Annotated in this window: 22 protein-coding genes; 6 read left to right on the top strand and 16 right to left on the bottom strand. The window is 60.1% G+C overall.

What is annotated here, in order from left to right; genetic code table 11:
• The first annotated feature begins 40 nt into the window (after nucleotides 1-40).
• Genes ACMUVN_RS13890 through ACMUVN_RS13880 form a run of 3 tightly spaced genes read left to right on the top strand, consistent with a single transcriptional unit; the run spans nucleotide 41 to nucleotide 4,055 of the window.
• Complete coding sequence (locus ACMUVN_RS13890; RefSeq protein ID WP_414815188.1) at nucleotides 41-1,057, top strand: glycosyltransferase family 2 protein; 1,017 nt, start codon at nucleotides 41-43, stop codon at nucleotides 1,055-1,057.
• Between the two features lie 12 nt (nucleotides 1,058-1,069).
• Complete coding sequence (locus tag ACMUVN_RS13885) at nucleotides 1,070-2,569, top strand: glycosyltransferase family 39 protein (RefSeq protein ID WP_063474216.1); 1,500 nt, start codon at nucleotides 1,070-1,072, stop codon at nucleotides 2,567-2,569.
• Between the two features lies 1 nt (nucleotide 2,570).
• Complete coding sequence (locus ACMUVN_RS13880; RefSeq protein WP_414815187.1) at nucleotides 2,571-4,055, top strand: ArnT family glycosyltransferase; 1,485 nt, start codon at nucleotides 2,571-2,573, stop codon at nucleotides 4,053-4,055.
• 25 nt (nucleotides 4,056-4,080) lie between these two features.
• Here ACMUVN_RS13880 and ACMUVN_RS13875 read toward each other — a convergent pair whose 3' ends face one another.
• Nucleotides 4,081-4,584, bottom strand: coding sequence for a hypothetical protein (locus tag ACMUVN_RS13875; RefSeq protein ID WP_097631103.1), 504 nt, complete (start codon nucleotides 4,582-4,584; stop codon nucleotides 4,081-4,083).
• Nucleotides 4,585-4,841: 257 nt separating this feature from the next.
• Between ACMUVN_RS13875 and ACMUVN_RS13870 the strand changes: the two genes are divergently transcribed.
• Nucleotides 4,842-5,360, top strand: a complete 519-nt coding sequence (locus ACMUVN_RS13870) for a tetratricopeptide repeat protein (RefSeq protein ID WP_097631124.1) — start codon at nucleotides 4,842-4,844, stop codon at nucleotides 5,358-5,360.
• A gap of 221 nt (nucleotides 5,361-5,581) precedes the next feature.
• Here the strand turns inward: ACMUVN_RS13870 and ACMUVN_RS13865 are convergent, their stop codons facing one another.
• The 14 genes from ACMUVN_RS13865 to ACMUVN_RS13800 all read right to left on the bottom strand — a co-directional run bounded on the left by ACMUVN_RS13865 (nucleotide 5,582) and on the right by ACMUVN_RS13800 (nucleotide 18,431).
• Nucleotides 5,582-6,142, bottom strand: a complete 561-nt coding sequence (locus tag ACMUVN_RS13865) for a hypothetical protein (RefSeq protein ID WP_047616191.1) — start codon at nucleotides 6,140-6,142, stop codon at nucleotides 5,582-5,584.
• Between the two features lie 60 nt (nucleotides 6,143-6,202).
• Nucleotides 6,203-7,507 carry an AAA family ATPase gene (locus tag ACMUVN_RS13860; RefSeq protein ID WP_168332355.1) on the bottom strand — a complete coding sequence of 435 codons (1,305 nt, stop codon included), beginning with the start codon at nucleotides 7,505-7,507 and terminating at the stop codon, nucleotides 6,203-6,205.
• A 15-nt stretch (nucleotides 7,508-7,522) separates the two neighbouring features.
• Nucleotides 7,523-8,467 carry a type II secretion system F family protein gene (locus ACMUVN_RS13855; protein ID WP_047616187.1) on the bottom strand — a complete coding sequence of 315 codons (945 nt, stop codon included), beginning with the start codon at nucleotides 8,465-8,467 and terminating at the stop codon, nucleotides 7,523-7,525.
• 3 nt (nucleotides 8,468-8,470) lie between these two features.
• Complete coding sequence (locus tag ACMUVN_RS13850; protein WP_097542946.1) at nucleotides 8,471-9,424, bottom strand: type II secretion system F family protein; 954 nt, start codon at nucleotides 9,422-9,424, stop codon at nucleotides 8,471-8,473.
• Nucleotides 9,421-10,869 (bottom strand): CpaF family protein, encoded by a 1,449-nt coding sequence (locus tag ACMUVN_RS13845; RefSeq protein WP_063474213.1) that lies wholly within the window; start codon nucleotides 10,867-10,869, stop codon nucleotides 9,421-9,423. The genes ACMUVN_RS13850 and ACMUVN_RS13845 overlap by 4 nt, the downstream gene beginning before the upstream one ends.
• Before the next feature lie 19 nt (nucleotides 10,870-10,888).
• Nucleotides 10,889-11,428: a L,D-transpeptidase gene (locus ACMUVN_RS13840; protein WP_414815186.1), complete on the bottom strand. Its 540-nt coding sequence runs from the start codon at nucleotides 11,426-11,428 to the stop codon at nucleotides 10,889-10,891.
• Nucleotides 11,425-12,567, bottom strand: coding sequence for a response regulator/pilus assembly protein (locus ACMUVN_RS13835; protein WP_097631107.1), 1,143 nt, complete (start codon nucleotides 12,565-12,567; stop codon nucleotides 11,425-11,427). The genes ACMUVN_RS13840 and ACMUVN_RS13835 overlap by 4 nt, the downstream gene beginning before the upstream one ends.
• 28 nt (nucleotides 12,568-12,595) lie before the next feature.
• Nucleotides 12,596-13,219, bottom strand: a complete 624-nt coding sequence (locus tag ACMUVN_RS13830) for a TadE/TadG family type IV pilus assembly protein (protein ID WP_063474210.1) — start codon at nucleotides 13,217-13,219, stop codon at nucleotides 12,596-12,598.
• On the bottom strand, nucleotides 13,213-13,692 hold the full coding sequence (locus tag ACMUVN_RS13825; protein WP_047616175.1) for a TadE/TadG family type IV pilus assembly protein: 480 nt from the start codon (nucleotides 13,690-13,692) through the stop codon (nucleotides 13,213-13,215). The genes ACMUVN_RS13830 and ACMUVN_RS13825 overlap by 7 nt, the downstream gene beginning before the upstream one ends.
• Nucleotides 13,689-15,290: a TadE/TadG family type IV pilus assembly protein gene (locus ACMUVN_RS13820; protein ID WP_047616173.1), complete on the bottom strand. Its 1,602-nt coding sequence runs from the start codon at nucleotides 15,288-15,290 to the stop codon at nucleotides 13,689-13,691. Before ACMUVN_RS13820 ends, ACMUVN_RS13825 begins: the two co-directional genes overlap by 4 nt.
• 94 nt (nucleotides 15,291-15,384) lie before the next feature.
• Nucleotides 15,385-15,690, bottom strand: coding sequence for a hypothetical protein (locus ACMUVN_RS13815; RefSeq protein WP_047616171.1), 306 nt, complete (start codon nucleotides 15,688-15,690; stop codon nucleotides 15,385-15,387).
• On the bottom strand, nucleotides 15,674-17,161 hold the full coding sequence (locus tag ACMUVN_RS13810) for a type II and III secretion system protein family protein (protein WP_097542945.1): 1,488 nt from the start codon (nucleotides 17,159-17,161) through the stop codon (nucleotides 15,674-15,676). Before ACMUVN_RS13810 ends, ACMUVN_RS13815 begins: the two co-directional genes overlap by 17 nt.
• A gap of 55 nt (nucleotides 17,162-17,216) precedes the next feature.
• On the bottom strand, nucleotides 17,217-18,134 hold the full coding sequence (cpaB, locus tag ACMUVN_RS13805) for a Flp pilus assembly protein CpaB (RefSeq protein WP_414815185.1): 918 nt from the start codon (nucleotides 18,132-18,134) through the stop codon (nucleotides 17,217-17,219).
• Nucleotides 18,135-18,233: 99 nt separating this feature from the next.
• Entirely contained in the window at nucleotides 18,234-18,431 is a 198-nt protein-coding gene (locus ACMUVN_RS13800; protein WP_097542943.1) for a Flp family type IVb pilin, read from the bottom strand.
• Nucleotides 18,432-18,689: 258 nt separating this feature from the next.
• Here ACMUVN_RS13800 and ACMUVN_RS13795 point away from each other — a divergent pair, with 258 nt between their 5' ends.
• Entirely contained in the window at nucleotides 18,690-19,220 is a 531-nt protein-coding gene (locus ACMUVN_RS13795) for a prepilin peptidase (RefSeq protein WP_097542942.1), read from the top strand.
• Nucleotides 19,217-19,465 (top strand): hypothetical protein, encoded by a 249-nt coding sequence (locus ACMUVN_RS13790; protein WP_097631110.1) that lies wholly within the window; start codon nucleotides 19,217-19,219, stop codon nucleotides 19,463-19,465. Before ACMUVN_RS13795 ends, ACMUVN_RS13790 begins: the two co-directional genes overlap by 4 nt.
• Before the next feature lie 6 nt (nucleotides 19,466-19,471).
• Here the strand turns inward: ACMUVN_RS13790 and ACMUVN_RS13785 are convergent, their stop codons facing one another.
• Nucleotides 19,472-20,839: an aspartate aminotransferase family protein gene (locus ACMUVN_RS13785; RefSeq protein WP_414815184.1), complete on the bottom strand. Its 1,368-nt coding sequence runs from the start codon at nucleotides 20,837-20,839 to the stop codon at nucleotides 19,472-19,474.
• Nucleotides 20,840-20,913: the final 74 nt, after the last annotated feature.

The raw sequence follows: 20,913 nt of genomic DNA, 5'->3' as shown, positions 1-20,913 counted from the left end.
GTAAAGAATACTCGGCCGCCCGGCCTTTTGGAGATGAAAGTTGCAGACAACGGTAGAGCCCATTCGCGACACGAATGATCCGGTACAATCGCTCGAACTGTCGCTGGTCGTGCCCATTTTCAACGAAGAGGAAAGCGTCGGTCCGCTTGTTGAGCGTGTCGCGGTCGCGATGGCCGGCTACCCGCATCGCTGGGAGCTGATCCTCGTCGATGACGGCAGCACCGATGCGACGCTCGTCAACGCCCGCAAGTTTGTCGGACGCGAGGGGCTGGCGCTCAGAATCGTCGAGCTGCAGCGCAACTTCGGCCAGACCGCCGCCATGCAGGCCGGTATCGACACCGCGCGAGGCCGGCTGATCGCGACGATGGACGGCGACCTCCAGAACGATCCGAAGGACATTCCTTCGATGGTCGCCGAACTGGAACGGCGCGAACTCGACCTTTTGGTCGGCTGGCGCAAGAACCGTAAGGACGGTCTGTTCTTGCGCAAGATCCCGTCGTGGTGCGCCAATTACCTGATCGGCCGTATCACCGGCGTCAAGTTGCACGATTACGGCTGCAGCCTGAAGATCTACCGTGCCTCGATCATCAAGCAGGTGAAGCTGATGGGCGAAATGCACCGCTTCATCCCGGCCTGGGTCGCCGGTGTCGTCCCGAGCTCGCGCATCGGCGAGATGGCCGTCACCCATCATGCCCGCGAGCACGGTGTTTCGAAATACGGCATTTCGCGCACCTTCCGCGTCATCCTCGACCTGCTGTCGGTGATGTTCTTCATGCGCTACAAGGCACGGCCCGGGCATTTCTTCGGTTCTCTGGGTCTTGGCCTCGGCGCGGTCGCCATGCTGATCCTGCTCTATCTCGGCTTCGACAAGTTCATCCTGGGCAACGATATCGGAACGCGACCGATGCTGATGGTCGGCGTCGTGCTGCTGCTGTCGTCGGTGCAGATGATCACCACCGGCATTCTGGCTGAGATGATCGCGCGCACCTATTATCGCGACGACGCCTCTCCGAACTACATCGTGCGACAGATCTTCGACGATCACAGCCAAGCCTAAGCCGGCAGCCCGATGCTGGAGCGCGCAACGAGGACGATCAAGACCGCGGGCCTGCTGCTTGCAGCCTATTTCGTGCTCAACATCGTGCTTCGCATCGTGCTTCCGCATTCGCTGGAGCTCGACGAGGCCGAGCAATCCTTCTTCTCGCAATATCTGCTGGCCGGCTACGGCCCGCAGCCGCCCTTCTACAACTGGATGCAATATGCCGTCGTTTCGGTGACGGGCATGTCGATCGGCGCGCTTATTGTCCCGAAGAACATCCTCCTGTTCCTATCCTATCTCTTCTATGGCCTTGCCGGGCGGCGCGTGCTGAAGGACCAGGCGCTTGCCGCCGTCGCCATGCTGGCGCTGATCACCCTGCCCCAGGTCTCCTACATGGCCCAGCAGGATCTCACCCACACGACGGCGCTGCTCTTTGCCAGTTCGCTGTTTCTCTACGGCTTCTTCCGCACGCTCGACCGACCCGATATCGGCAGCTATCTCGTGCTCGGGCTGGCGACCGGCATCGGACTGATCTCGAAGTATAATTTCGCGCTGATGCCCGTCGCCGCCTTGATCGCCATCCTGCCCGATGCCGAATGGCGGCGCAGGGCGCTCGACTGGCGCATGCTGGCCGCAGTCGCCGTTGCGCTCGTCATCGTCCTGCCGCACGCGATCTGGCTGCAGGGCAATCTGGCATTCGCCTCCTCCGACACTCTGGTCAAGATGGCCGCCGGCAGCGAACCGGCCGGCATTGTACGGATCGGCAAAGGCCTTCTCGCCTTTCTCGTCGCCATCATCGCCTTTGCGGCGCTGCCGGTCGCAATCTTCGCCGTCACCTTCCGCCGGGATTTCGTCCGGGCGCTTTCGGCCGGAAACCGCTGGACCGGGATGATGGAGCGGATGATGCTCGCAAGTCTTGCCGGCATCGCTTTGATCGTGCTGTTCACCGGCTCAACCACCGTGCGCGAACGCTGGCTCGACCCGTTCCTGCTGGTGCTGCCGCTCTATTTCCTGGCGAAGATGCAGGCTGCCGACCTCGACCTTTCCGCCGGGCTGCGCCGCTTCCGGCCGGTGCTGCCGGTGCTGATGGCCTGCGTGCTGATCGCGCTCGGTTTCCGTGTCGTCGGCGCCGGGCTGATCGGCATCTACAGCAGGCCGAATGTGCCGATGGCGGGTTTTTCGCGCGATATGACGCGACAGGCTGAACCGGCGCTGGTGATCGCTTCCGATCCCTATATCGGCGGCAACATGCGGCTGCAGCTTCCCGACGTCCCGGTGGTGATCCCGGATTTTCCGGCACCGGGCATTCCGGCCTATGCCGAGGCCAAGGGGCCGGTGCTGATCGTCTGGCGCGGCAAGAAGACGGCGACGGCTGCGGATGCCGTCATGCCGGAGCGGTTTTCATCGGCGCTGATGGCGGCGGGCATCGCACCGCAGGAGATCGGCTCGCTGTCGCTTCCCTATTATTTCGGCCGACCGGGCGACAATTTCGCGCTCGGTTATGGCTGGGTTCGGCCGGAGACCAGATAGGATGACCGAAACCAATCGTCGCGACATCAGTTGGATTTTCGCCCTGCTGGCCGCCTATTTCATGCTTCAGGTCGGCGTACGGCTCGCAACCTCGCATTCGCTCGATCTCGACGAGGCCGAACAGGTCTTCCGGTCGCAATGGCTTGCCGCCGGCTACGGCCCGCAGCCGCCCTTCTACAATTGGCTGCAATACACCGTCTTCCAATTGACAGGCGTCTCGCTTGCCGCCCTTTCGGTGGTCAAGAATCTTCTGCTGTTCATCTCCTACCTGCTCTACGGCCTGACAGCGCGGCTTATCCTGCGCGACAAGGCGCTGGTGGCGATCGCCACGCTCGGCCTGCTCACCATCCCGCAGATGGTTTTCGAGATGCAGCGCGACCTGACGCATACGGTTGCCGTGTTCTTCTCGGCGAGCATCTTCTTCTACGGCTTCATCCGCAGCCTGAAACAGCCTAGTCTTGCCTCCTATCTGATAGCAGGCGTCGGCATCGGTTTCGGCCTGCTTGCCAAATATAATTTTGCGATCCTGCCGGCGGCAGCCCTCATCGCCGCACTGGCGGATGCGCGTCTGCGGCCGCGGATCTTCGATAGGCGGCTGGTACTGACGGCGGTGGTGGCGCTCATCATCATCCTGCCACATCTCTTCTGGCTGAAGGACAATCTCGATTTCGCCACAGCACGCACCCTGGAGAAGATGACCGCCAGCGGCCATGCGAGCTATCCCGCGCAGGTGGCGATGGGCGTCAGCTCGCTCGCCCTCGCCGTCATCAGCTTTGCCGGATTGACCGTGGCGATATTCGCGATCATCTTCGGCAAAAGCCTTCGTCCGGCGCTCGGCTCCGGCTCGCAATGGACGCAGTTGCTCGAGCGGATGATGCTGGTCTTCCTCATCGGCATTCTACTTCTGATCGTCTTCGGGGGTGCTGCCGGCATCAAGGATCGCTGGCTGGTGCCGATGCTCTTCATCTTGCCGCTCTATGTCTGCCTGAAGATCGAGGCCGCAGGTGTCACGACCGCCAAGGCATTCCGGCGTTTCATGGCTGTCGTCGCCATCATCATGATCGGCGTACCGGCGGCCCTTTACGGCAGCGTCGCGGCCGCACGTTTCACCGGCCATTACGAGCGGCTGAACAGGCCTTATGCCCCGATGCTGGAAACCTTGCGCAAACAGGCCGAACCGGCGGCGATCCTTGCCGGCGACAGTCTGCTCGCCGGCAATCTCAGGCAGGATATTCCCGGCGTGCCGGTCCTCTCGGTGGATTATCCCGGTTTCAGCCCGGATCTCTCCGGCCGGCGACCGCTTCTCCTGGTGTGGCTCCTCCCCAAGGACGGAAGCGAAGCACTGCCGCCTGATATGGCGCAATGGCTACAGACCAATCTCGGCGCATCCACGCCTGAGGCATTGGTGATCGACAAGCCCTATTTCTATCAGCGCGGCGACGACCGCTATCGTTTCGGTTATGCCTGGGTCAACCAGCCGGGCTGAACGAAATCAGGATTTTGACCCTTTTCTATCGCGCCGATATTGCACGCTTGATGACTGTCAAATGGCAGCAAATGCAAGCCAAAAACACGGATATGAAAAGGAAGGTCCCAAGCGGTTGGGATAGCGGCAGGAACGACCAGTCGCCTCGTTGAAATTGAGGCAATGCAAACTCGGAAAGGCCGGCTTGCGCAACGGCTCCCCGCCCCATAGGCAGACCGGTCGCGATCAGCGCGATATGGGCATGGATGAAGCCTGAACGGGGGTGCCTTTGTGGCTGCATGGCCACTCTGACCCCGAAAATCGATGCAAGCATCAACAGGACCGTGGCGCTCCAAATTCCAATGCCGGGTACCGCCAAAAGCAGATAGATGGGCTCGCGCATGACCGGAAGTATTGTCATGTAAAGCCACCAGGCGGAGGCACTTGAGGGGTGGCTTTCCAGGAGCGGTATGCTGAGTACGAAGATCGATGCTATCGCGTAAGCCAGCGATGGCCCAAGTCGCATCAGCGTGAAAATCGCGATCCACATGCGGCGTTCCATCCGTTGACCTGACGAGCAGGATAGGCGACGTCGATTGATTTCTACTCAGGAGTCACGAGGCAGATGATGCCTACCTTGGATAGTAGGCATTTTTATCACACCGTCGCATTCCGGCGAAGACCGCCTCTCTCGCTTTTTTGTGAGTATATGCTTAAATTCTTGAGTTGTTAGCTTTTTTTCACGATGATCTCAGGTGAACACATCCGAGTCTTAGGTAAGAATGTCTGATGGGGATCAAATTGCCAATGTTGCAGATCAGAGCTGGAACGAAATGCATTGCGCTTTTGATAGCGACCGGAGCGATTTTAGCTGGTTGCCAGTCATCCAGCGATGGTCTGGCTGCTTATGGCGATAGTGCAAAGACCCTCGAGGATGACTCAGCCGTCGCCTTCTATAAGAACGACGAGTTGATAACCAACGGCAAACTGCAGTTTCAGGAAAAGAACTACGGAAAATCTTACGCCATTTACAAGCGAGCAGTTGACGTTTTTCCGCAGGATCCGGCCGCTTGGCTAGGCTTGGCAGCCTCCGCCGATATGGTTGCCCGCTTCGACACCTCCGACCGCGCCTACCAGCAACTCTCGCGCATGATCGGCAACACCCCGGTCTACTACAACAATATTGGATATTCTCACCTTTTACGCGGCGATTTGCGCACTGCCAGAGGGTATTTCCTGAAAGCCTATGAGCTTGATCCCGGAAACGAAGTCACAGCCCGTAATCTCGAGTTGATGAAGAACAGCGTCAATTACGCTCAGCGGTGATCGGCCCTTCGGCGATCGGCAATCTGTGTAGAGATGAGAGCGCCCCTTGCCGCGTTGCGAGCATCGGCGCGGCGCCCCTGGCAGCGTCCGGCGATTGCCTTAAAACTGTCGCGCAAAACTGTGCGGCGGTTTGCGGCAGGGAGATCATGTAAAAGCAAAGATCTGAAGCACGTCACATGAAGCACGTTTGATGCCACGTGCTTTGCAGGTGAAGCCTTTATCTACCGTGCCTTGCGAAGGATGAGCTGGCCTTCCGGCGAGAGTGTTCGTTCGTAACGCGGCAGGTCGCTGACGGCAATGCCCCCGGCTGCGATCGACGCAAGACTGCTATCCGGCATCAGAGTCTCCGCCGGCGCAGCACGGGGTGCGAAAAATTGTGCCGGTTCCTTGCCGGGCGCGCTCAGGACCAAAGCGGAACCCATGCGAAGACCGTCTGTGTCGTTGTGCCGTTCGTTGACCACGGCTTTTTGCAGCTCATCCATCCCCTGGCGGATCAGCGCGACGTCGTCGGCCTTGGCATTGTCGTCGATCTTGCGCGACTGCTTTTCCATCTGTCCTTTCAGGCCGTCGATGGACCTTTTCAGCGCGGCGATGGTCTCGCGGCTCTCGCGAACATCCGCCGAGTTTTTGGCGGTATAGATGAGAACGCCGGCATTCACCGGCAGGAGCATCAGGAGCAAACCGATGAGCAGCGGGCTTTTTGAGCCCCTCTGCTCTACTGTTCGCAAATTGCCTGGTTTTGGGCGTTCTGCTTCGACCTCGATACTCGGAATGCTGGTCATTCGTTTACTCCCCCGTAAGTCATCAAATCTACCTGGCCGCGATCGGCGGCAAGTGCGCAATCATTCCGACGTAAAGACACCTTCCCACGCCCGTTCGAGCATATCGAGCGACGCGTTTCCTGCTATGCCGTTGAACTCGCAGTAAGAACCGACGAAATCCAGAAGATATTTCGGATGATAGCAAGACGCCAGCACATCGCCCTTGTACTTGCGATCGTAGAACAGGTTCAGGTCTGGATCACAGACAGCCAATCCGGTGCTGCTGGCATAGGATTTGAAAATTCTGATATATTCGTCGCGCGACGGCGTGTTCACAAAGATCTTGTACTTGAGTCGCCGCAAGCCCGCCTCGTCGGAAAGGTCCTTCGGTGCGATATTCGTCGAAAATACCACCAGCTCGTCAAAGGGAACCCTGAACTTCTTGCCGGTGTGCAGCGTCAGGAAGTCATATCCGCGCTCGAGCGGCACAATCCAGCGATTGATGAGCGCCTGCGGCGCCACTTGTTGGCGTCCGAAGTCGTCGATGATGAAAACACCTCCGGACGCCTTTAAGTGTATGGGCGCTTCATAGACATTCGGTCCTTCGTTGAAGGTGAGATCGAGCTGATCGAGGGTCAATTCCCCGCCCGTCTTGATCACCGGACGGCGGCATTCGATCCATCGTTGATCCGCTTTCGGATGAGATTCCGTGTCAGCCTGCGATACGGGGTGATGCACCGCTTCGTCATAGAAACTGATGACATGGCCGCCGACCTCGATGGCATAGGGCACCCAGATCGTTTGGCGAAACAGTTGCGACGTCCGCTCGGCGATGCTCGTCTTTCCGTTGCCGGGGGGGCCGTAAAGCAGGATAGAGCGACCGGAGTTGATGGCCGGGCCGAGCTTTTCGACCAGGGCGTCTGAGAGCACCAGCCCGTCAAGGCTGTCGTTCAGCCGCTCCGGGGTCACGCGCTCGTAATGGATGGACTGCAAACCGACTTGCCGGCAGAACGCGTCGAGCGACACCGGCGCCGGCCCGACATATTGGCTTTGACGCGACGCCGCGTGGGCATATTCGAGCCCCTTCATGGAAAGAGCATATCGAATATCGGATCGCACATCCTCACCAGCCAAGCCGCGAGCTTCAAGGTATGCGAGTTTCACGAGCTCCTTGATCAGGATATTGACGATCACTTTCGGCAATTTCATGCGGTCAGCCAGATGAGATACCGTGGTCGTATCCTGCTCGGCCGCGCATTTTGCCGCCAGCCGAAGCAGGAACGACGGATCCAGTCCGGCTTGTTCTATGCTTGCCGGTGCCATGGGCATACGCGGATCGAGGGTAATGATGGCCTCGTTACGATTCTGTTCGAGCGAATACTGCATACGACCTCGCTTGGCTCAACCGCCGGGTTTCATGCCGATGAGAAGACTGACGACACGCATAACAACGGGTACAAGAACGATGACCAGGCTTACCGGAAAAAGGAATGCGCCGAGCGGCAGCAGCATTTTGACCGGCAGGGCGTTTGCCTTTTCCTCCGCGCGAACAACACGGAGGTCGCGCATTTCCTTGCAGTAGACCCGCAACGTCTGCGTTACGCTAGTCCCGAGTTCCTCCGATTGGCGGAACAGAACGGAAAGGGCCCTGGCCTCGTCGATCCTCAGGCGGACGGCAAGATTGGCGAGCGCCTCACGCAATCGCCGGCCGCCTCGCACTTCCAGCATCATGATCGAGAGATGCAGGCCGAAGTCCTGCTGCTTGGCAACGAATTCCCGGGCAACGCGGTTCGCCGCCGCCTCGATGCTCATCCCCGCATCAAGGCAGACGATCAGCATATCCATGAAATCGGGAAAGAGGCGGCGGTACTCCCTCTCTTTGGCGGCACCACGCCGGTCAATATAGATGTTGACCAGAATAAAGGTCGCGCCCGCAGCAAACATGCCAAGGATGAGCATCACTATCTGCGACATATCAGGCGCGAACCGGTTTAGGGCCCAGACCGCTGCGACGAGCATGCTGATACAGACCACCGCGCGAACCACCTGGAAGGTGGTCACGGCGCCGGCAGCGAAATACCCCGCCCGGATCAGCCGGTTCTGGGTGGAGTTCACATTGGTGTCACGTCGCGTAATCTCGAAATAGCGACGGATCAGACGGTTTTCCGCCTCGCCGAGATCGGCAATCGTCGTATCGCCAAGGTGGAACTCGTCGCCTGATGCCACCGAGCTCTTCGACACCCGGACCGAGACCTCGCGCTGTCGAAAAAACAATTCCGATGCTGCTGCGGAAAAGATCAGCACTGCAAAGAAGACGATGAGGTAAATTCCATACTCACTCGACATGACTCAGTACTCGAAGTTGACCATCTTGTAGAGAATGACATTCCCGACCGCCATGACGGCCAGCAGCACGCTCACCACCATGGTTCCGTGGCCGCTATCCCAGAGGGGATCGAAGTAGGTCGGCGACAACGCCTTGATCATCGCGTAGAGCAGAAACGGATAGGCCGACATGAAGATCGCCGTGATGCGTCCTTCCGACGAAATCGCCTTGACCTTTGCCTTCAGCATCATCCGGTCACGCAGCGTCTTCGAAAGGTTCTGCAGGATCTCCACGAGGTTTCCACCGGTTCCGGCCTGCACGCTCAGCGATATCGCAAGCAGGTTCAGATCCTCGACGCCGACCCGGTTCGCCAAGTTGACAAGGGCATCGTCCAACGTCACGCCGTAGGTGAGCTCATCCGAGAGGAGGCCGAACTCGGTGCCGATCGGATCAGGCATCTCGCGTGCCACCAAAGAAATCGCCGCCGGCAGCGGGTGGCCGGCGGCCAAGCTGCGATTGGCGACATCGAGCGCTTCAGGAAGCTTCAGTTCGAATTTCCGCATGCGGCGCGCCCGGGTTCGCCAGACGACGAGTACAGGGATGAGGAGGCAGATCAGGAGGAAGACGGGGATCCGAAACAGAGGGTTCGGCACGAGGAATCCCACGGCCAACCACGTCAAAAGGGCGCCCGCGATCGCGAAGAGAGCAAATCGCCTGGCATCGAACTTGATTCCGGACTGGGCGTAGAACTGCAGCAGCCGCTGCGTGATGGGGGTTTGCCGCCAACCGCCGCCGGCACCGCGCTCCTTCAGCATATCGCTATAGGTCTTGCGATGATCATCGCTGACCTCGAGCAAGCTCAGCCGATGGTTCACGGCCCGGTGTCGTTCGGAGCTCTTGAAGTAGCTGCGCATGATCGCTTCGACAGCAACAAGGGCGGCGGTGAAAACGGCGGCATAAAGGAGCGTCAGGGTCATTGAACAGGTCCTGTCTGCAGCGGTTTGCCGGGATCAAAAATCGTCAAAGGGATCTCGATCCCGAGTTCGGCAAATTCCTCGACGAACCGCGGCCGGATGCCGGTGGCGCGGAATTCTCCATGGATCCGTCCGCCTTCGTCGGTGCCGATCTTCTTGAATTTCATGATCTCCTGCATCTGCACGACTTCGCCCTCCATGCCGGTGATCTCGGAAATCGAGACGATCTTGCGGCTGCCGTCGCTCAGGCGCTGGACCTGCACGATCATGGTGATGGCGGACGAGATCTGCGAGCGAATGCTCAACTGCGACATCGGCATCCCTGCCATGCCGACCATCTGCTCAAGCCGACCGACGGCGTCGCGCGGCGTGTTGGCGTGAATGGTCGTCATCGACCCCTCGTGACCGGTATTCATCGCCTGCAGCATGTCGAACGCCTCGTCGCCGCGTACTTCGCCGACGATGATGCGGTCGGGACGCATGCGCAGGGCGTTTTTCAAAAGCTCGCGTTGCCGGATCTCGTTGCGCCCGTCGAGCGTCGGCGGCCGGGTTTCCAGACGCCCGACATGTGGCTGCTGCAGTTGAAGCTCGGCCGCATCCTCGATGGTGATCAGGCGCTCCTTTGGAGAAATCTGCGACGAGAGCGCGTTCAGCAAGGTGGTCTTGCCAGAACCGGTGCCGCCTGAAATGACCATGGACACCTTGCCCTTGACCGCGGCGCTGAGCAGGACGCGCATCGCATCGGCCATGGCGCCATATTGCACCAGGCGCTCCATTGTCAGCGGCTTGCGCGTGAATTTGCGAATGGAAACGAGCGGTCCATCGACAGAGATCGGCCGGATGGCGACGTTGACACGCGAGCCATCCTTGAGGCGGGCGTCAACCATCGGCGTTGACTCGTCGACACGGCGGCCGACCGCCGAGACGATCTTGTTGATCACCCGAAGCAGGTGGTCCTCGTCTTTGAAACGCACGGCGGTGCCTTCCAGCTTGCCGCTCCGCTCGACATAGACGCTGTTGTAGCCGTTGATGAGAATATCTGCGATTGTATCATCGGCCAGCAGCGGCTCGATCGGTCCCAGCCCCAGCATCTCGTCGGTGATATCGCGGATCAGATCATTGATTTCCTTGGCATTCAGCGGAAAGTTGTTGTTCCGGATATAGTCCTTGACCAACGGCCGGATCTCGGTCGCGATCTCCTCGTTGTCGAGCGTGTCGAGGATCCCGAGGTTGATGCGATCGAGCAGGTAGCGGTGCAGATTGACCCGCTCGGAAACCATGTCCGGCCCCAGCGAAGCCTCTTCGCCGCTCGCAGTGGCGCTGTTGGAGGCCGGTTGGGCAGGCATGTTCTCAACGGCGCCGACCAAAGACAGTTCGGCCGCCTCCAGATCTTCGCGGCTTTCCGGCTCCCGCTGCTTATAGAAACGCCCGATGATACCGTTCGCCATGTTTCCCATCCCCGAACTCTTATTTTACAATGACCGTGGAACCGACTTTCACCCTCGCATAGAGATCGATGACGTCGGCATTGCTCATGCGAAAACAGCCCGATGACGCGAAACCGCCGACCGTCGACTGCTCGTTCGTTCCATGAATGCGATAGAGCGTGTCGGTCCCGCGCTTGTAGAGATAGATCCCGCGGGCACCCAATGGATTGAGCGGCCCAGCCGGCACAAGGTCCGGAAGTCCGGCCGCGCGCGCCTTCATCTCGGCAGGCGGGCGCCAGTCAGGCCACTCTGCCTTGCGTCCAACCTTGACGGTACCGCTCCAGCGAAATCCGTCTCGTCCGACTCCGATTTTGTAACGGATCGCGCGTCCTTCGGAGATGACGAGATCCAGCGTACGATTGCCGCTGACGATGACGATCGTCCCAGCCGCGTAGCTTTTTTCGATCGTCACCACGGCGCTTGTCGTCGGCCCAAGGCTTCGCGGCACAAGCCCGCCTGCCGCGGCGTCGCCGACAGCGGCCAGAATTGCCAAAACTGCAAGGCCGACGATCGCCTTCATCGCACCAGTGCTCCAAGCTTACCGACCGCGCCGCAGAAGCGCGCCCGGGAATTCACTTGAAATGGCAGCACGCCGCGGTTGACTGCCTCGCTCAGAGTATCCCAGTCATCCGCAATGACATGCGTCGGGATCTCCTTGAAGATCTTCTCCGTTTGTTGTCGGCGCAGGCCGAGGCCGAAAAGCTTGCTGCGGTATTTGTTGATGACGATGAATATCTGATCCGAACTACCGCGCAGCCGTACCAGATTGGCAAACAAATCCTTGGCTTGAGAAAGCGCAGGGACCGTCATTTCAGTGACGATGCAGATGCTGTTGACCGACGTGAGCACCTCGTATTTCCACGGCGTGTCGTAATAGGGAACGTCGATGATCGTGTGGTCGCTCTCGAAGGCGGCCACGTCGAGCATACGCAGCACGAGTTCACGGCCCTTTGGCGCCAGAAGGACTGATGGCTGCTTGAAGGACAGCAGTGAAAAGCCGCCCGAATGACGCTTTCGGACCAGATCGATGAATTCCAGATCGACCCGGGAAGGATTGGCGATGACCGGCTTCAAGTCGTAGTCGTTGACAAGGTTGAGATAATAGCCAAGCGCCCCGGAGCAAAAATCCGTGTCGAACAAGTCGATCCGCGGCGTGGAATTCTTGGTCGGCTGGGCCAGCACATGCGCAAGCGACGAAGCAATCATGCTGGCGCCCGCCCCACCGACGGCCGAGACCACGGCATGCACCCGGCTGTCGCTGGCCCCGGTGCCCGGCGCGTGGGTCGAAATCATGTCGATCAGTGCGCGGCGATCGAGCGGCTTCTTCAGCCAGTCATTGCCGTTTAGGCGGAAGAGCAGCCGCAGCATGTCGTCCGCCAGGTCTTCGGAAACGACGACGAGCGGAATGTCCCGATAGCTGGTGCGAAACGCGAAAAGCTCCGGCTGGTGCAGCAATGTCCCGTTGTCGACGTCGAGAACGATCAGGTCGAATTGCGCCGGATCGAAGCGGCCCTTTTCTCCGAGCGCCTTCAGCGAGAGATGGCGGACATCGTAACGCGAAAGCGACCCGAACGTATCGAGCATGAAGCTCGCAGCAGCCGCGTCGTCGGACAGAACCAGGATCTTGGTGGATGCGGCAATGTTCATGTGAGCTGTCATTTCGCTTTCCTACGCATAATTTAAGGAGTCAGCAGGTTGAGCACGTCTTTAGATCTTCCGTCGTGATCGTCACCGGGTGGGCCGGGACGGTGATGTCGTTCAGTCCCAGCAGCCCGCCGAGGATCGGCAGATCGAAGGTGATATCGCGCACCTCCAGCCGCATCGTCAGCACGGGCCCGTCCGGCCGGCCCCAATAGCCGAGCCCCGATCGCTGGTAGGTGACCATCAGCTTATCCGGCGTGATGCGCCAATTGAGGTCGCAAATGCCGGGGTGAGGATCAGTTCCCGCGTTGCAAACGCCGTCGCTTCCCAGGACGATCCGGTTCAATGCCGCCGTGCAGTTCGCCAGAGCCGGCCCGCAGGTCGAGGATATCGTGGCATCGTTCGGCGCCGCTTTGCCGTTGTTGAGTGGATCGGCAGCTTCAATCGGGAAAACGGCATTGAAATTCGTCGTCACCGGATCGGATACGGCCGCCAGACGGGCACCATATTGCAGTGCCTTGACGGTCTGGTTCCACTGCGACATGGCATAGCCGAACTCGATGAAGGCGGCGAATACCAGCATAACGATCGGAAAAGTCAGCAATGCTTCGACAAGGCTGGCGCCGCTGCTATCCTGCCAGAAGGTCTTGATCGCCCTAGAGGTCACCATCCGATGTACCTCTCTTCATGGAAGGAAGTGATCGTGATGGCGTCGATTCCGAGAAAGCCGAACACCGGCGAGGTCTCGTAGAGATGAGCAGTGGAAATGGTGATGTTCCCGTCTGCATCGGGTGCAGTGATGGTGATGTCGGCAGCATCCTTCCAGCCGGGGACACGGGGTATGGCGCCTGCCGCAGGTGTTTGCGTTCCGTAAAAGGCGATCGTCTTCGCAGTCGCCTGATTGCATGTCGGCACATAGGTTCCCGACACCGGCCGGCATCGCGAAAGGTAACGCCCCGCATCGCGCAAGCCTGCGTCGATCTGCATCCGCTCCCAGAAGATGCTGCCAAACTCCAGTATCCCCGCCGCAAAGAGCGTCACAAAGGGAATGGCGAGTAGCGCTTCGGCAAGCACCGCGCCTTCCTCCCGCCGCCAGAAGCCGAGGCAAAGCCGATGCCGGATAAAGTTGCGGAGCGCCATCATCTGACCAGCTCCGCTTCTTCCCGCAGGAATTCGTCGAGCGTACCGCGACCACCCTTGCCGGTGATGTCGATCATCTCCAGGGAAAGGTATCGTTCGCCGCCATCCTTTATCGCCGGCTTGGTCAGGAACATGCGCGCGAAGGCCACGGCGCGCGTGGCCTTGTGGCCGTTCAAATGGCCGACCGAGGCTTCATAGCCGCAATTGACGATGGCTGAGAAGATCTCGCGGCGATCACCGTATTCGGCCGCCGTATAGTTCGAAAGGTCCGGGCCGGTATAGCACTGGCCGCCGGTTGCCGGTGTCCCGGTCTCACCATTGGCCGAGGCATGGCTGATGAGAGACGGGTTTGCCAGCTCGTAACGATAAACATCGTAAGCGGAGGGTTGACTTGGCGTTCCGGTCGGCGCCGGATAACTGGAGTGGCTGCCGAGGACCGTGCTCACCGAGGGCGCGGCCGTTCCCTGCGCGACATTCCAATATGTCATGTACTGCCAATTGTTGCTGCTGCTGATCTTGCCGCCGGCAAGCGAGGTCATGGACGCTCCGTAGCCGAGCGGCAAGGCCTTGGTGGCATCGCCGACAACGGCTCCGACCGTGACCGGATCATAAGTATCGCAGTCGTTCTTTCCCTTGCCGCTGATCGACTGAGCGGAGCGTATGTTTTGGGCGGGTCGGTAACGATAGTCGCCGTTCGCCTTGTTGAACGACGAGGAGTAAAAACCGAAGCGCGTATTGACGCCGTCCTCGACTGGCCCCGCCTTTGCGCCGGTCTCCGTATCGAGGCTGTCCTGCGTGTAGCAGGTACCGGGGTTGCCGGTGGCGAGAGCCTCCGCCAGCACGGACGCACCATTGCCCAAGGGGGTCCGCAGGAACCCGAAATTGCCGGGACCGGGATTGGACGCCGAGGTGCTGTGAAGCTCGATCTGTCGCCCGTAGAGATTGCCGGCCGCAAAATTGGTGTGCAGGGCCGCGGCTGCAACTTCGCTGGCGCTTTCACTCGTGTTGCCCGCCGGCTCGAACGGATTGCAGATAAAGATCGGCGTCACGTCGCAGGCGCTGGCGTGGTATACCGCCACGGCGTCGGCAGCGATATTGATCGTACTGCGGGTGAAGCCAACCGGGATCGGAAAGATCGTCTGCATCGCCTGCGGCTTGGCAATGACCCAGGCGTAGGACGCTTCGCTGGCCGTTGTCGTTTCCATCGAAGACGGGATGGGCGTATCGTCATTGGCCGGGATGCTCTTCAGAAAAAGCACGGTGACCGTGCTCCCGGCATCGTTGCCGGCGTCATAGGCCACGGTAATATGCGAGCCAAGCGACATGCCGGCCCCGCCCCCGGAAAAAGCCGCGCTATTGGCGATTTTCTCGATCGCCGTCTGCGCCCTCGAAATGGCATCATCGCGGCCATCGAGTTCGCGGGCTCCGGCCAGCGCCATCGCATCGACCGCGTTCTGGAGATCGGTGTGCAGGTTGCTGCTGCGGCCGACATCGATGATCAGCAGCGAAAAGCCGAGAAGCATCGGCATGGCGATGAGCGTCAAGGCGATGACATAGCCACGATGATCGTTCCAGAACCGTCTGATAACCCTGCTCAGCATTGGCATACCCCCATCGCGGCGCTATCGCCGTGACGACCCTGTTTCGTGCATTTCCCCTTCCGGCGCGCTGCCGCCGTTCATGCCTTTCGAACAGCTACTGGCTGACGGTGGCCCCACTGGACGCCCCGTTGGCCTCCATGGCCGGCGACGGCTGAATAACGCCCACCCCGCCGTTCTGATACTGAGTGACCGCCCTGCGGATTACCTTGCCGTCGCTTGCGATGCGGGTTCGCTGAGCTTCCGGCGGGAACGGGTCCTCGGTATGGATGGCCTTGTTTGCTTCCATGGCGTTGCCGGCCCCGAAGGTGATCGTATCGCGATGGTTCATGTAGTCGGCACAGCCGGAAGCGAGGCCGGCGGCTGCAAGGACGAGAAGGACGCGTTTAGCGTTTTGTAGCAACGGCTTGGACTCCCTGATTCAGGTCGAGACGATGGCCATAGGGCCCAGTCACGCCTACGCCATTGCGAAAGCGTCGGAGCATGTCCTTGTCGACTTCCAGGACACCGAGCGCAAAAAGCTCGACGTCGTTGGACGAACGCGTCTGGTCGAGCGGACTGTAGAGGTCCTCGCCCGGGCGAGCCGGTCGCACTATGTGCGGGGTGACGACGATGACGAGGTCGGATTCCTTCTTCTGGAAACTCGTCGAACGGAACAGTGCGCCGAGGATCGGTATCTTCCCGAGGCCCGGCAGTTGCTGGATGTCTTTGGCATTGATCGACTGCAGCAGGCCCGCCATGGCAAAGCTCTGGCCGTCGCGAAGCGCTACCGTGGTGCTCGCAGCACGCGAGATGAAACCTGGATTGCCGTTGACGTTGATCGACGGATCAAGCTCGGAAACCTCCGGCTCGATCTCCAGATTGATGACGCCGTCGTCAAGCACCACCGGCTTGAAGGTCAGCCGCACACCGAAGGGGCGATAGTCCGTCTCGGTGGCGACTGTCGTGCCGTTGTTCGTCGTCTTCAGGATCGGCACTTCACCGCCGGCATGGAAGCTGGCGGTCGAGCCGCTCATGGCGATGAGGTTCGGCTGAGCCAGGCGACGCACCAATCCCTTCTGCTCGAGCGCATTGATGACCACGTCGATGCGGCCGCCGGAGATTTCCAGCACCTTGGCGATCAACTGGCCGAAGGGCAGCATACCCGTTGCCGCACCCTTGGGATCAAGGAGGCTACGGGCCAGGTTGCCGTTATCGTCCACGGTGATACCCTGGCTGGTCGTTGCCTTGCCGATGCCGTTGTTGCCATGCCCGGACCAACCGATCCCGAGATCACGACCCGTCTGACGCGAGGCTTCGATGACACGGACCTCCAGCATCACCTGCTGGCTGTCGCTGACGCGCAACTGGTTCAGCACCGGCTGCTCAGAATAGGACTGGGCGATTTCCATCACCCGCTGCAATTCGATGCCGTCGCGGACGATGCCTGTCAGGCGAATACGATCGTTGGAGTTGACCACTCTGACCCGGGCCGAGGGTGCGGCAGAGCGAATGGCGGCGGCGACTTCGGTGAAATCGCTGGCAACGCGGATGTCGATGACGCCGAGAAGCGATTTGTCGTCGCCATAGACCGAGATATTGGTGGCGCCGGTCTTTTTGCCGCGAATGAACAGCGATCGATCGGAAAGCGGCACCACGTCGATCATATCGGCGCTACCGATGACGAGATCACCGAAGGGCTGGCCGGTATTGAGCGTCAGCGTCTCGTTCGGAGGCAACGTCACATGCTGGACCGATTTGCCGAGGGTGACCGACTTTTCCTGTGCGTTGGCGCAGCCGGCAAATCCGGGCCCCAAACACACACAGGCCGAAAACACTGCCCCAAGTGCCGCAAGGCTTTTGGTCCTTGCGATTCGTCTCTTGTCGTTCGCCATGCCTGCTTTAGCCCCCCTCATTCGGCTGGCCGCGCCGCGGCAGGCCGCATAAACATCACTGGATCAGGCCGACTCGATGCTCCTCGCGCTTCGTCGTGTTCCAGACCCCCACTGTCACCCACTTCGGCTCGACCGGCAACACCGGCTCGACCTTTGGCTCCACAATCTGCACTTGTTTTTCAGCTTCTGGCAACTTATTCTTTTCCAGATCATTGCCGAGCTCCGTCGCCATCGCCCCGCCACCCAGGTCGGCGACGGTGATCGGTCGGGTTTGCTCGACAGAGGAAGAGGCAATATTGCGAAGCGCCAGCGAGAGCGTGCCGATACTGGAGCCGAGGGTAAGGCGCTGCGCCTCATCGGTCGTGACCTCAAAGGTCACGGTTTTAACGACGGATGGCTCGTCCTTGCGCTCGTCTGCCGTCTGGTCCACCGCCAGCACCTTGACGCCTTGGAGCAACACGTCGACGAAGGTCTGATCGTTGCCGGCCGGCCCGCGCACGACCCGCGTCAGAAGCACGTCGACGCGATCGGAAGGCCTGACGAAGCCGGCAACGCCGAGCACGTCGTTGACGCGGATGGAAACCGCCTTCATACCCTGGTCGAGCGCCGCCGACAGCGTGGCGCGTTCGCCGGTACCAGTGATTTTCGAGGATAGCACCGGCTCGCCGGGGTCGATCGCCGCCATGGCATAGCGGGGCTGGGCATCGCTGCCGACGACCGTCTCGATGCTGACGAACGAGCCTGTAGGTGTTTCATTCGAGGGCCACGGAATGGCTCTGAGATTTTCGGATCGGATCCGATCGCCGAAGCGCATCGCCTTGGCGGCGACAACGAGTGTCCGTTCCTCGGCCTTGATGCCGTTCATCGCCAGCAGCCGGGCCTTCTGATCGGAGAGATACTCGCGCATGCCGAAAACTGCTGCTGCTGCGAGGACAAACGCAATAACGAGACTTAAAATCGTTGAAGAACGCATCGCGGTTACTCGCTACACTGGACGGAACGCATCCATTCATTGATGCTAATTTAGGAGGGAGGGGTTAACAAAAACCCCTCGCCTCTTCGAACGCCAATATCAGGCTGCTGGGACAGCCAGCTTGGCCGTAAACCAGCCTGCCCAGCCGTTCCAAACGGTAGACAGATTGGTGCCGGCCAATGTCACCGCCCCGATCACGCCGCCAACCAGCAAGGCGAGCAGAATGAGGTATTCCGTGAGTGCGACGCCGTCTTCTTCCCGCGCGAAAGCGCGTACGCTATTTACAAAGGCTTTCATCGAGAATTTCCTCCCAGATAAGTTGTGCGCCGTAACTTCCCCCGGCCACCTTGTCGTCGAGACCGCCCCTTCGACTGGGAATATTAATAATCTCTTAAGACTAATTTAGTCAATTGTTTTATACGTGAGCGTTCGGCATCTATACTTTATGGTTAAGACCAAAGTCCGGCCGTCATTCGCAAAAACTGACACACTCGTCTGGATTTATTGGAACGGAACTTAAAGATCCGACTATAGTAGCCCAAAAGGTTGAATACCATGCTGCAAGTAATCGATGTCATTAGTTCGCTTTCGGTATTTCTTTTTCTCTACGCCGCCTGGACCGATTTCCGCACATGGAAGATCCCCAACACGATAGTGCTCGCGCTTGTTGTACTTTATGCATTGCGCACGGTGGCCGTGATACTTGGCTCACAGGACGTCGGCGCCGCGCTATTTGCTTCGAGCGGAATTGGCGGCGACGTCGGGGCCGGCCTGCTGATGTTCATGCTGGGGGTGATGCTCTGGGCGTTCCGGCTGTTTGGCGCAGGAGACGCCAAGCTTTTCCTGCCGATCGGCCTTTTTATCGGATGGCACGGAATGCTGCCGTTTTCGTTTTTGCTCCTCGTCCTCGGCGTCGTGACGCTCCTGGTCCTGCGGCTGCCGGTGCCGCTGCCCGTCGCACATCTCGCCTTTTTCATGCGCGTGGAGGAAATCCGGGCGAGCCGGAAGGTGCCCTATGGCGTCGTCATGGTTTTCGCCGCGCTCCTCACCTTGGCTCTGCCCATTATCCGACAGCAGCTGCGGTGACCTGGCATCGGCATAGCCGCTTCCTCGCAAGCGCCCCATCGCCAAAGCAGGATGTTGCGCGCCTGCGGCCACGGATCTTCGACCGGTGGGTCGAAGCGAAGCGCCGCCGCCAGCCATGGTTCAATGCTGTAGGCAATCTCGGCGTAGCCGCACCTGAGCCCTCAGTGGTCGACTTGCCCTATTTCCATGGGCGTGGCGGCGGCAGCTACCGTTTCGGTTATGCCTGGGTCAACCAGCCGGGCTGAACGGCATCAGGATTTCAGTTCCTTCCAGGCCGCGTCCAGCGCCAGCTTGGTAATCCTTGCCATCTCATCCACCTCCGCATGGCTGATGACGAGCGGCGGCGAGGCCAGCATGCGGTCGCCGGTGGCGCGCAGCACGAGGCCGTTCGCCAGCGCGTGGTTGCGCACCAGCGCACCGACCTGATCGGGCTTGACATAACGGGTGCGAGTGCTTTTCTCGGCGGCAAGCTGCAGGCCGCCCATCAGGCCGATGCTGACGGCTTCTCCGACGAGATCATGTTCGGCGAGCGCTGCCCAGGCCTTGCCGAAATAGGGGCCGATATCGTCGCGCACGCGTTCGACCAGTCTCTCCTCCTCGATGATGCGCAGGTTTTCGAGTGCGGCGGCCGCACAGACCGGATGTCCGGAATAGGTGAAGCCGTGATTGAACTCGCCGACCTCGTTGATCAGCACATCGGCAATGCGGTCGCTGACGAGCACGCCGCCGATCGGCAGGTAACCGGAGGAAAGCCCCTTGGCGATCGGCGCGAGATCGGGCTCGACGCCGAAATGCTGATGGCCGAACCAGGCGCCCAGCCGGCCGAAGCCGCAGATCACCTCGTCGGTCACCAGCAGAATATTGCGCGCCTTGCAGATCCGGTCGATCTCCGGCCAGTAGGTCTCGGGAGGGATAATGACGCCGGCAGCGCCCTGCACCGGCTCGGCGACGAAGGCTGCGACATTCTCCTCGCCCAGCTCGTCGATCTTCGCTTCGAGCTCGCGCGCGACTTTGAGACCGAATTCGGCGGGCGAGAGATCGCCGCCCTCACCGTACCAGTAGGGCTGGCCGATATGGACGATGCCTGATATCGGCAGGTCGCCCTGTTCGTGCATGTATTTCATGCCGCCGAGGCTGGCGCCGGCGACGGTCGAGCCGTGATAGCCGTTCTTCCTCGAGATCACGATCTTCTTCGACGGCTTGCCGACGGCGCTCCAGTAGACCCGGGCCATGCGGAACCAGGTGTCGTTGGCCTCCGAGCCGGAGCCGGTGAAGAAGATATGGTTGAAACGGGCGCCGGCATGGGAGGCGACCTTCTCAGCCAGCAGCGTCGTCGGCGTCGAGGTCGTGCCGAAGAAGGTGTTGTAATAGGGCAGCTCGTTCATCTGCCTGGCGACGGCGTCAGTGATCTCCCGGCGGCCATAGCCGATATTGACGCACCAGAGGCCGGCGAAGCCGTCGAGATATTTCCTGCCGTGATTGTCGAAGATGTGGACGCCCTCGCCGCGCTGGATGATGCGCGTGCCTTCGGCATTCAGCTTCTTCATGTCGGCGAAGGGATGCAGGTGGTGTGCGGCGTCGATCGCCGCAAGGTTCGAGGGCGGGTAGGTAACGGGCATGGTGGTAAAGACCCTCGCGGATTGAAAGGCTGATGTCGATGGGTTAGGAGCTTGGCCTTGTCCCGGAGGATTTT

It is taken from the genome of Rhizobium sp. IY2 (assembly GCF_047532935.1).
Lineage (GTDB): Bacteria > Pseudomonadota > Alphaproteobacteria > Rhizobiales > Rhizobiaceae > Rhizobium > Rhizobium anhuiense.
Note: the sequence above shows the minus strand (reverse complement) of the source record. Positions and strands in the feature narration are given on the sequence as shown.

What these genes read in the sequence shown, in the direction of transcription:
- ACMUVN_RS13820 (WP_047616173.1), bottom strand. Translation starts at nt 15,290, where the DNA reads ATGCTGAGCAGGGTTATCAGACGGTTCTGGAACGATCATCGTGGCTAT.
- ACMUVN_RS13845 (WP_063474213.1), bottom strand. Translation starts at nt 10,869, where the DNA reads ATGGCGAACGGTATCATCGGGCGTTTCTATAAGCAGCGGGAGCCGGAA.
- ACMUVN_RS13830 (WP_063474210.1), bottom strand. Translation starts at nt 13,219, where the DNA reads ATGGTGACCTCTAGGGCGATCAAGACCTTCTGGCAGGATAGCAGCGGC.
- ACMUVN_RS13850 (WP_097542946.1), bottom strand. Translation starts at nt 9,424, where the DNA reads ATGACCCTGACGCTCCTTTATGCCGCCGTTTTCACCGCCGCCCTTGTT.
- ACMUVN_RS13825 (WP_047616175.1), bottom strand. Translation starts at nt 13,692, where the DNA reads ATGATGGCGCTCCGCAACTTTATCCGGCATCGGCTTTGCCTCGGCTTC.
- ACMUVN_RS13800 (WP_097542943.1), bottom strand. Translation starts at nt 18,431, where the DNA reads ATGAAAGCCTTTGTAAATAGCGTACGCGCTTTCGCGCGGGAAGAAGAC.
- ACMUVN_RS13810 (WP_097542945.1), bottom strand. Translation starts at nt 17,161, where the DNA reads ATGGCGAACGACAAGAGACGAATCGCAAGGACCAAAAGCCTTGCGGCA.
- ACMUVN_RS13855 (WP_047616187.1), bottom strand. Translation starts at nt 8,467, where the DNA reads ATGTCGAGTGAGTATGGAATTTACCTCATCGTCTTCTTTGCAGTGCTG.
- ACMUVN_RS13875 (WP_097631103.1), bottom strand. Translation starts at nt 4,584, where the DNA reads ATGTGGATCGCGATTTTCACGCTGATGCGACTTGGGCCATCGCTGGCT.
- ACMUVN_RS13840 (WP_414815186.1), bottom strand. Translation starts at nt 11,428, where the DNA reads ATGAAGGCGATCGTCGGCCTTGCAGTTTTGGCAATTCTGGCCGCTGTC.
- ACMUVN_RS13795 (WP_097542942.1), top strand. Translation starts at nt 18,690, where the DNA reads ATGCTGCAAGTAATCGATGTCATTAGTTCGCTTTCGGTATTTCTTTTT.
- cpaB (WP_414815185.1), bottom strand. Translation starts at nt 18,134, where the DNA reads ATGCGTTCTTCAACGATTTTAAGTCTCGTTATTGCGTTTGTCCTCGCA.
- ACMUVN_RS13885 (WP_063474216.1), top strand. Translation starts at nt 1,070, where the DNA reads ATGCTGGAGCGCGCAACGAGGACGATCAAGACCGCGGGCCTGCTGCTT.
- ACMUVN_RS13785 (WP_414815184.1), bottom strand. Translation starts at nt 20,839, where the DNA reads ATGCCCGTTACCTACCCGCCCTCGAACCTTGCGGCGATCGACGCCGCA.
- ACMUVN_RS13880 (WP_414815187.1), top strand. Translation starts at nt 2,571, where the DNA reads ATGACCGAAACCAATCGTCGCGACATCAGTTGGATTTTCGCCCTGCTG.
- ACMUVN_RS13870 (WP_097631124.1), top strand. Translation starts at nt 4,842, where the DNA reads ATGTTGCAGATCAGAGCTGGAACGAAATGCATTGCGCTTTTGATAGCG.
- ACMUVN_RS13860 (WP_168332355.1), bottom strand. Translation starts at nt 7,507, where the DNA reads ATGCAGTATTCGCTCGAACAGAATCGTAACGAGGCCATCATTACCCTC.
- ACMUVN_RS13835 (WP_097631107.1), bottom strand. Translation starts at nt 12,567, where the DNA reads ATGACAGCTCACATGAACATTGCCGCATCCACCAAGATCCTGGTTCTG.
- ACMUVN_RS13865 (WP_047616191.1), bottom strand. Translation starts at nt 6,142, where the DNA reads ATGACCAGCATTCCGAGTATCGAGGTCGAAGCAGAACGCCCAAAACCA.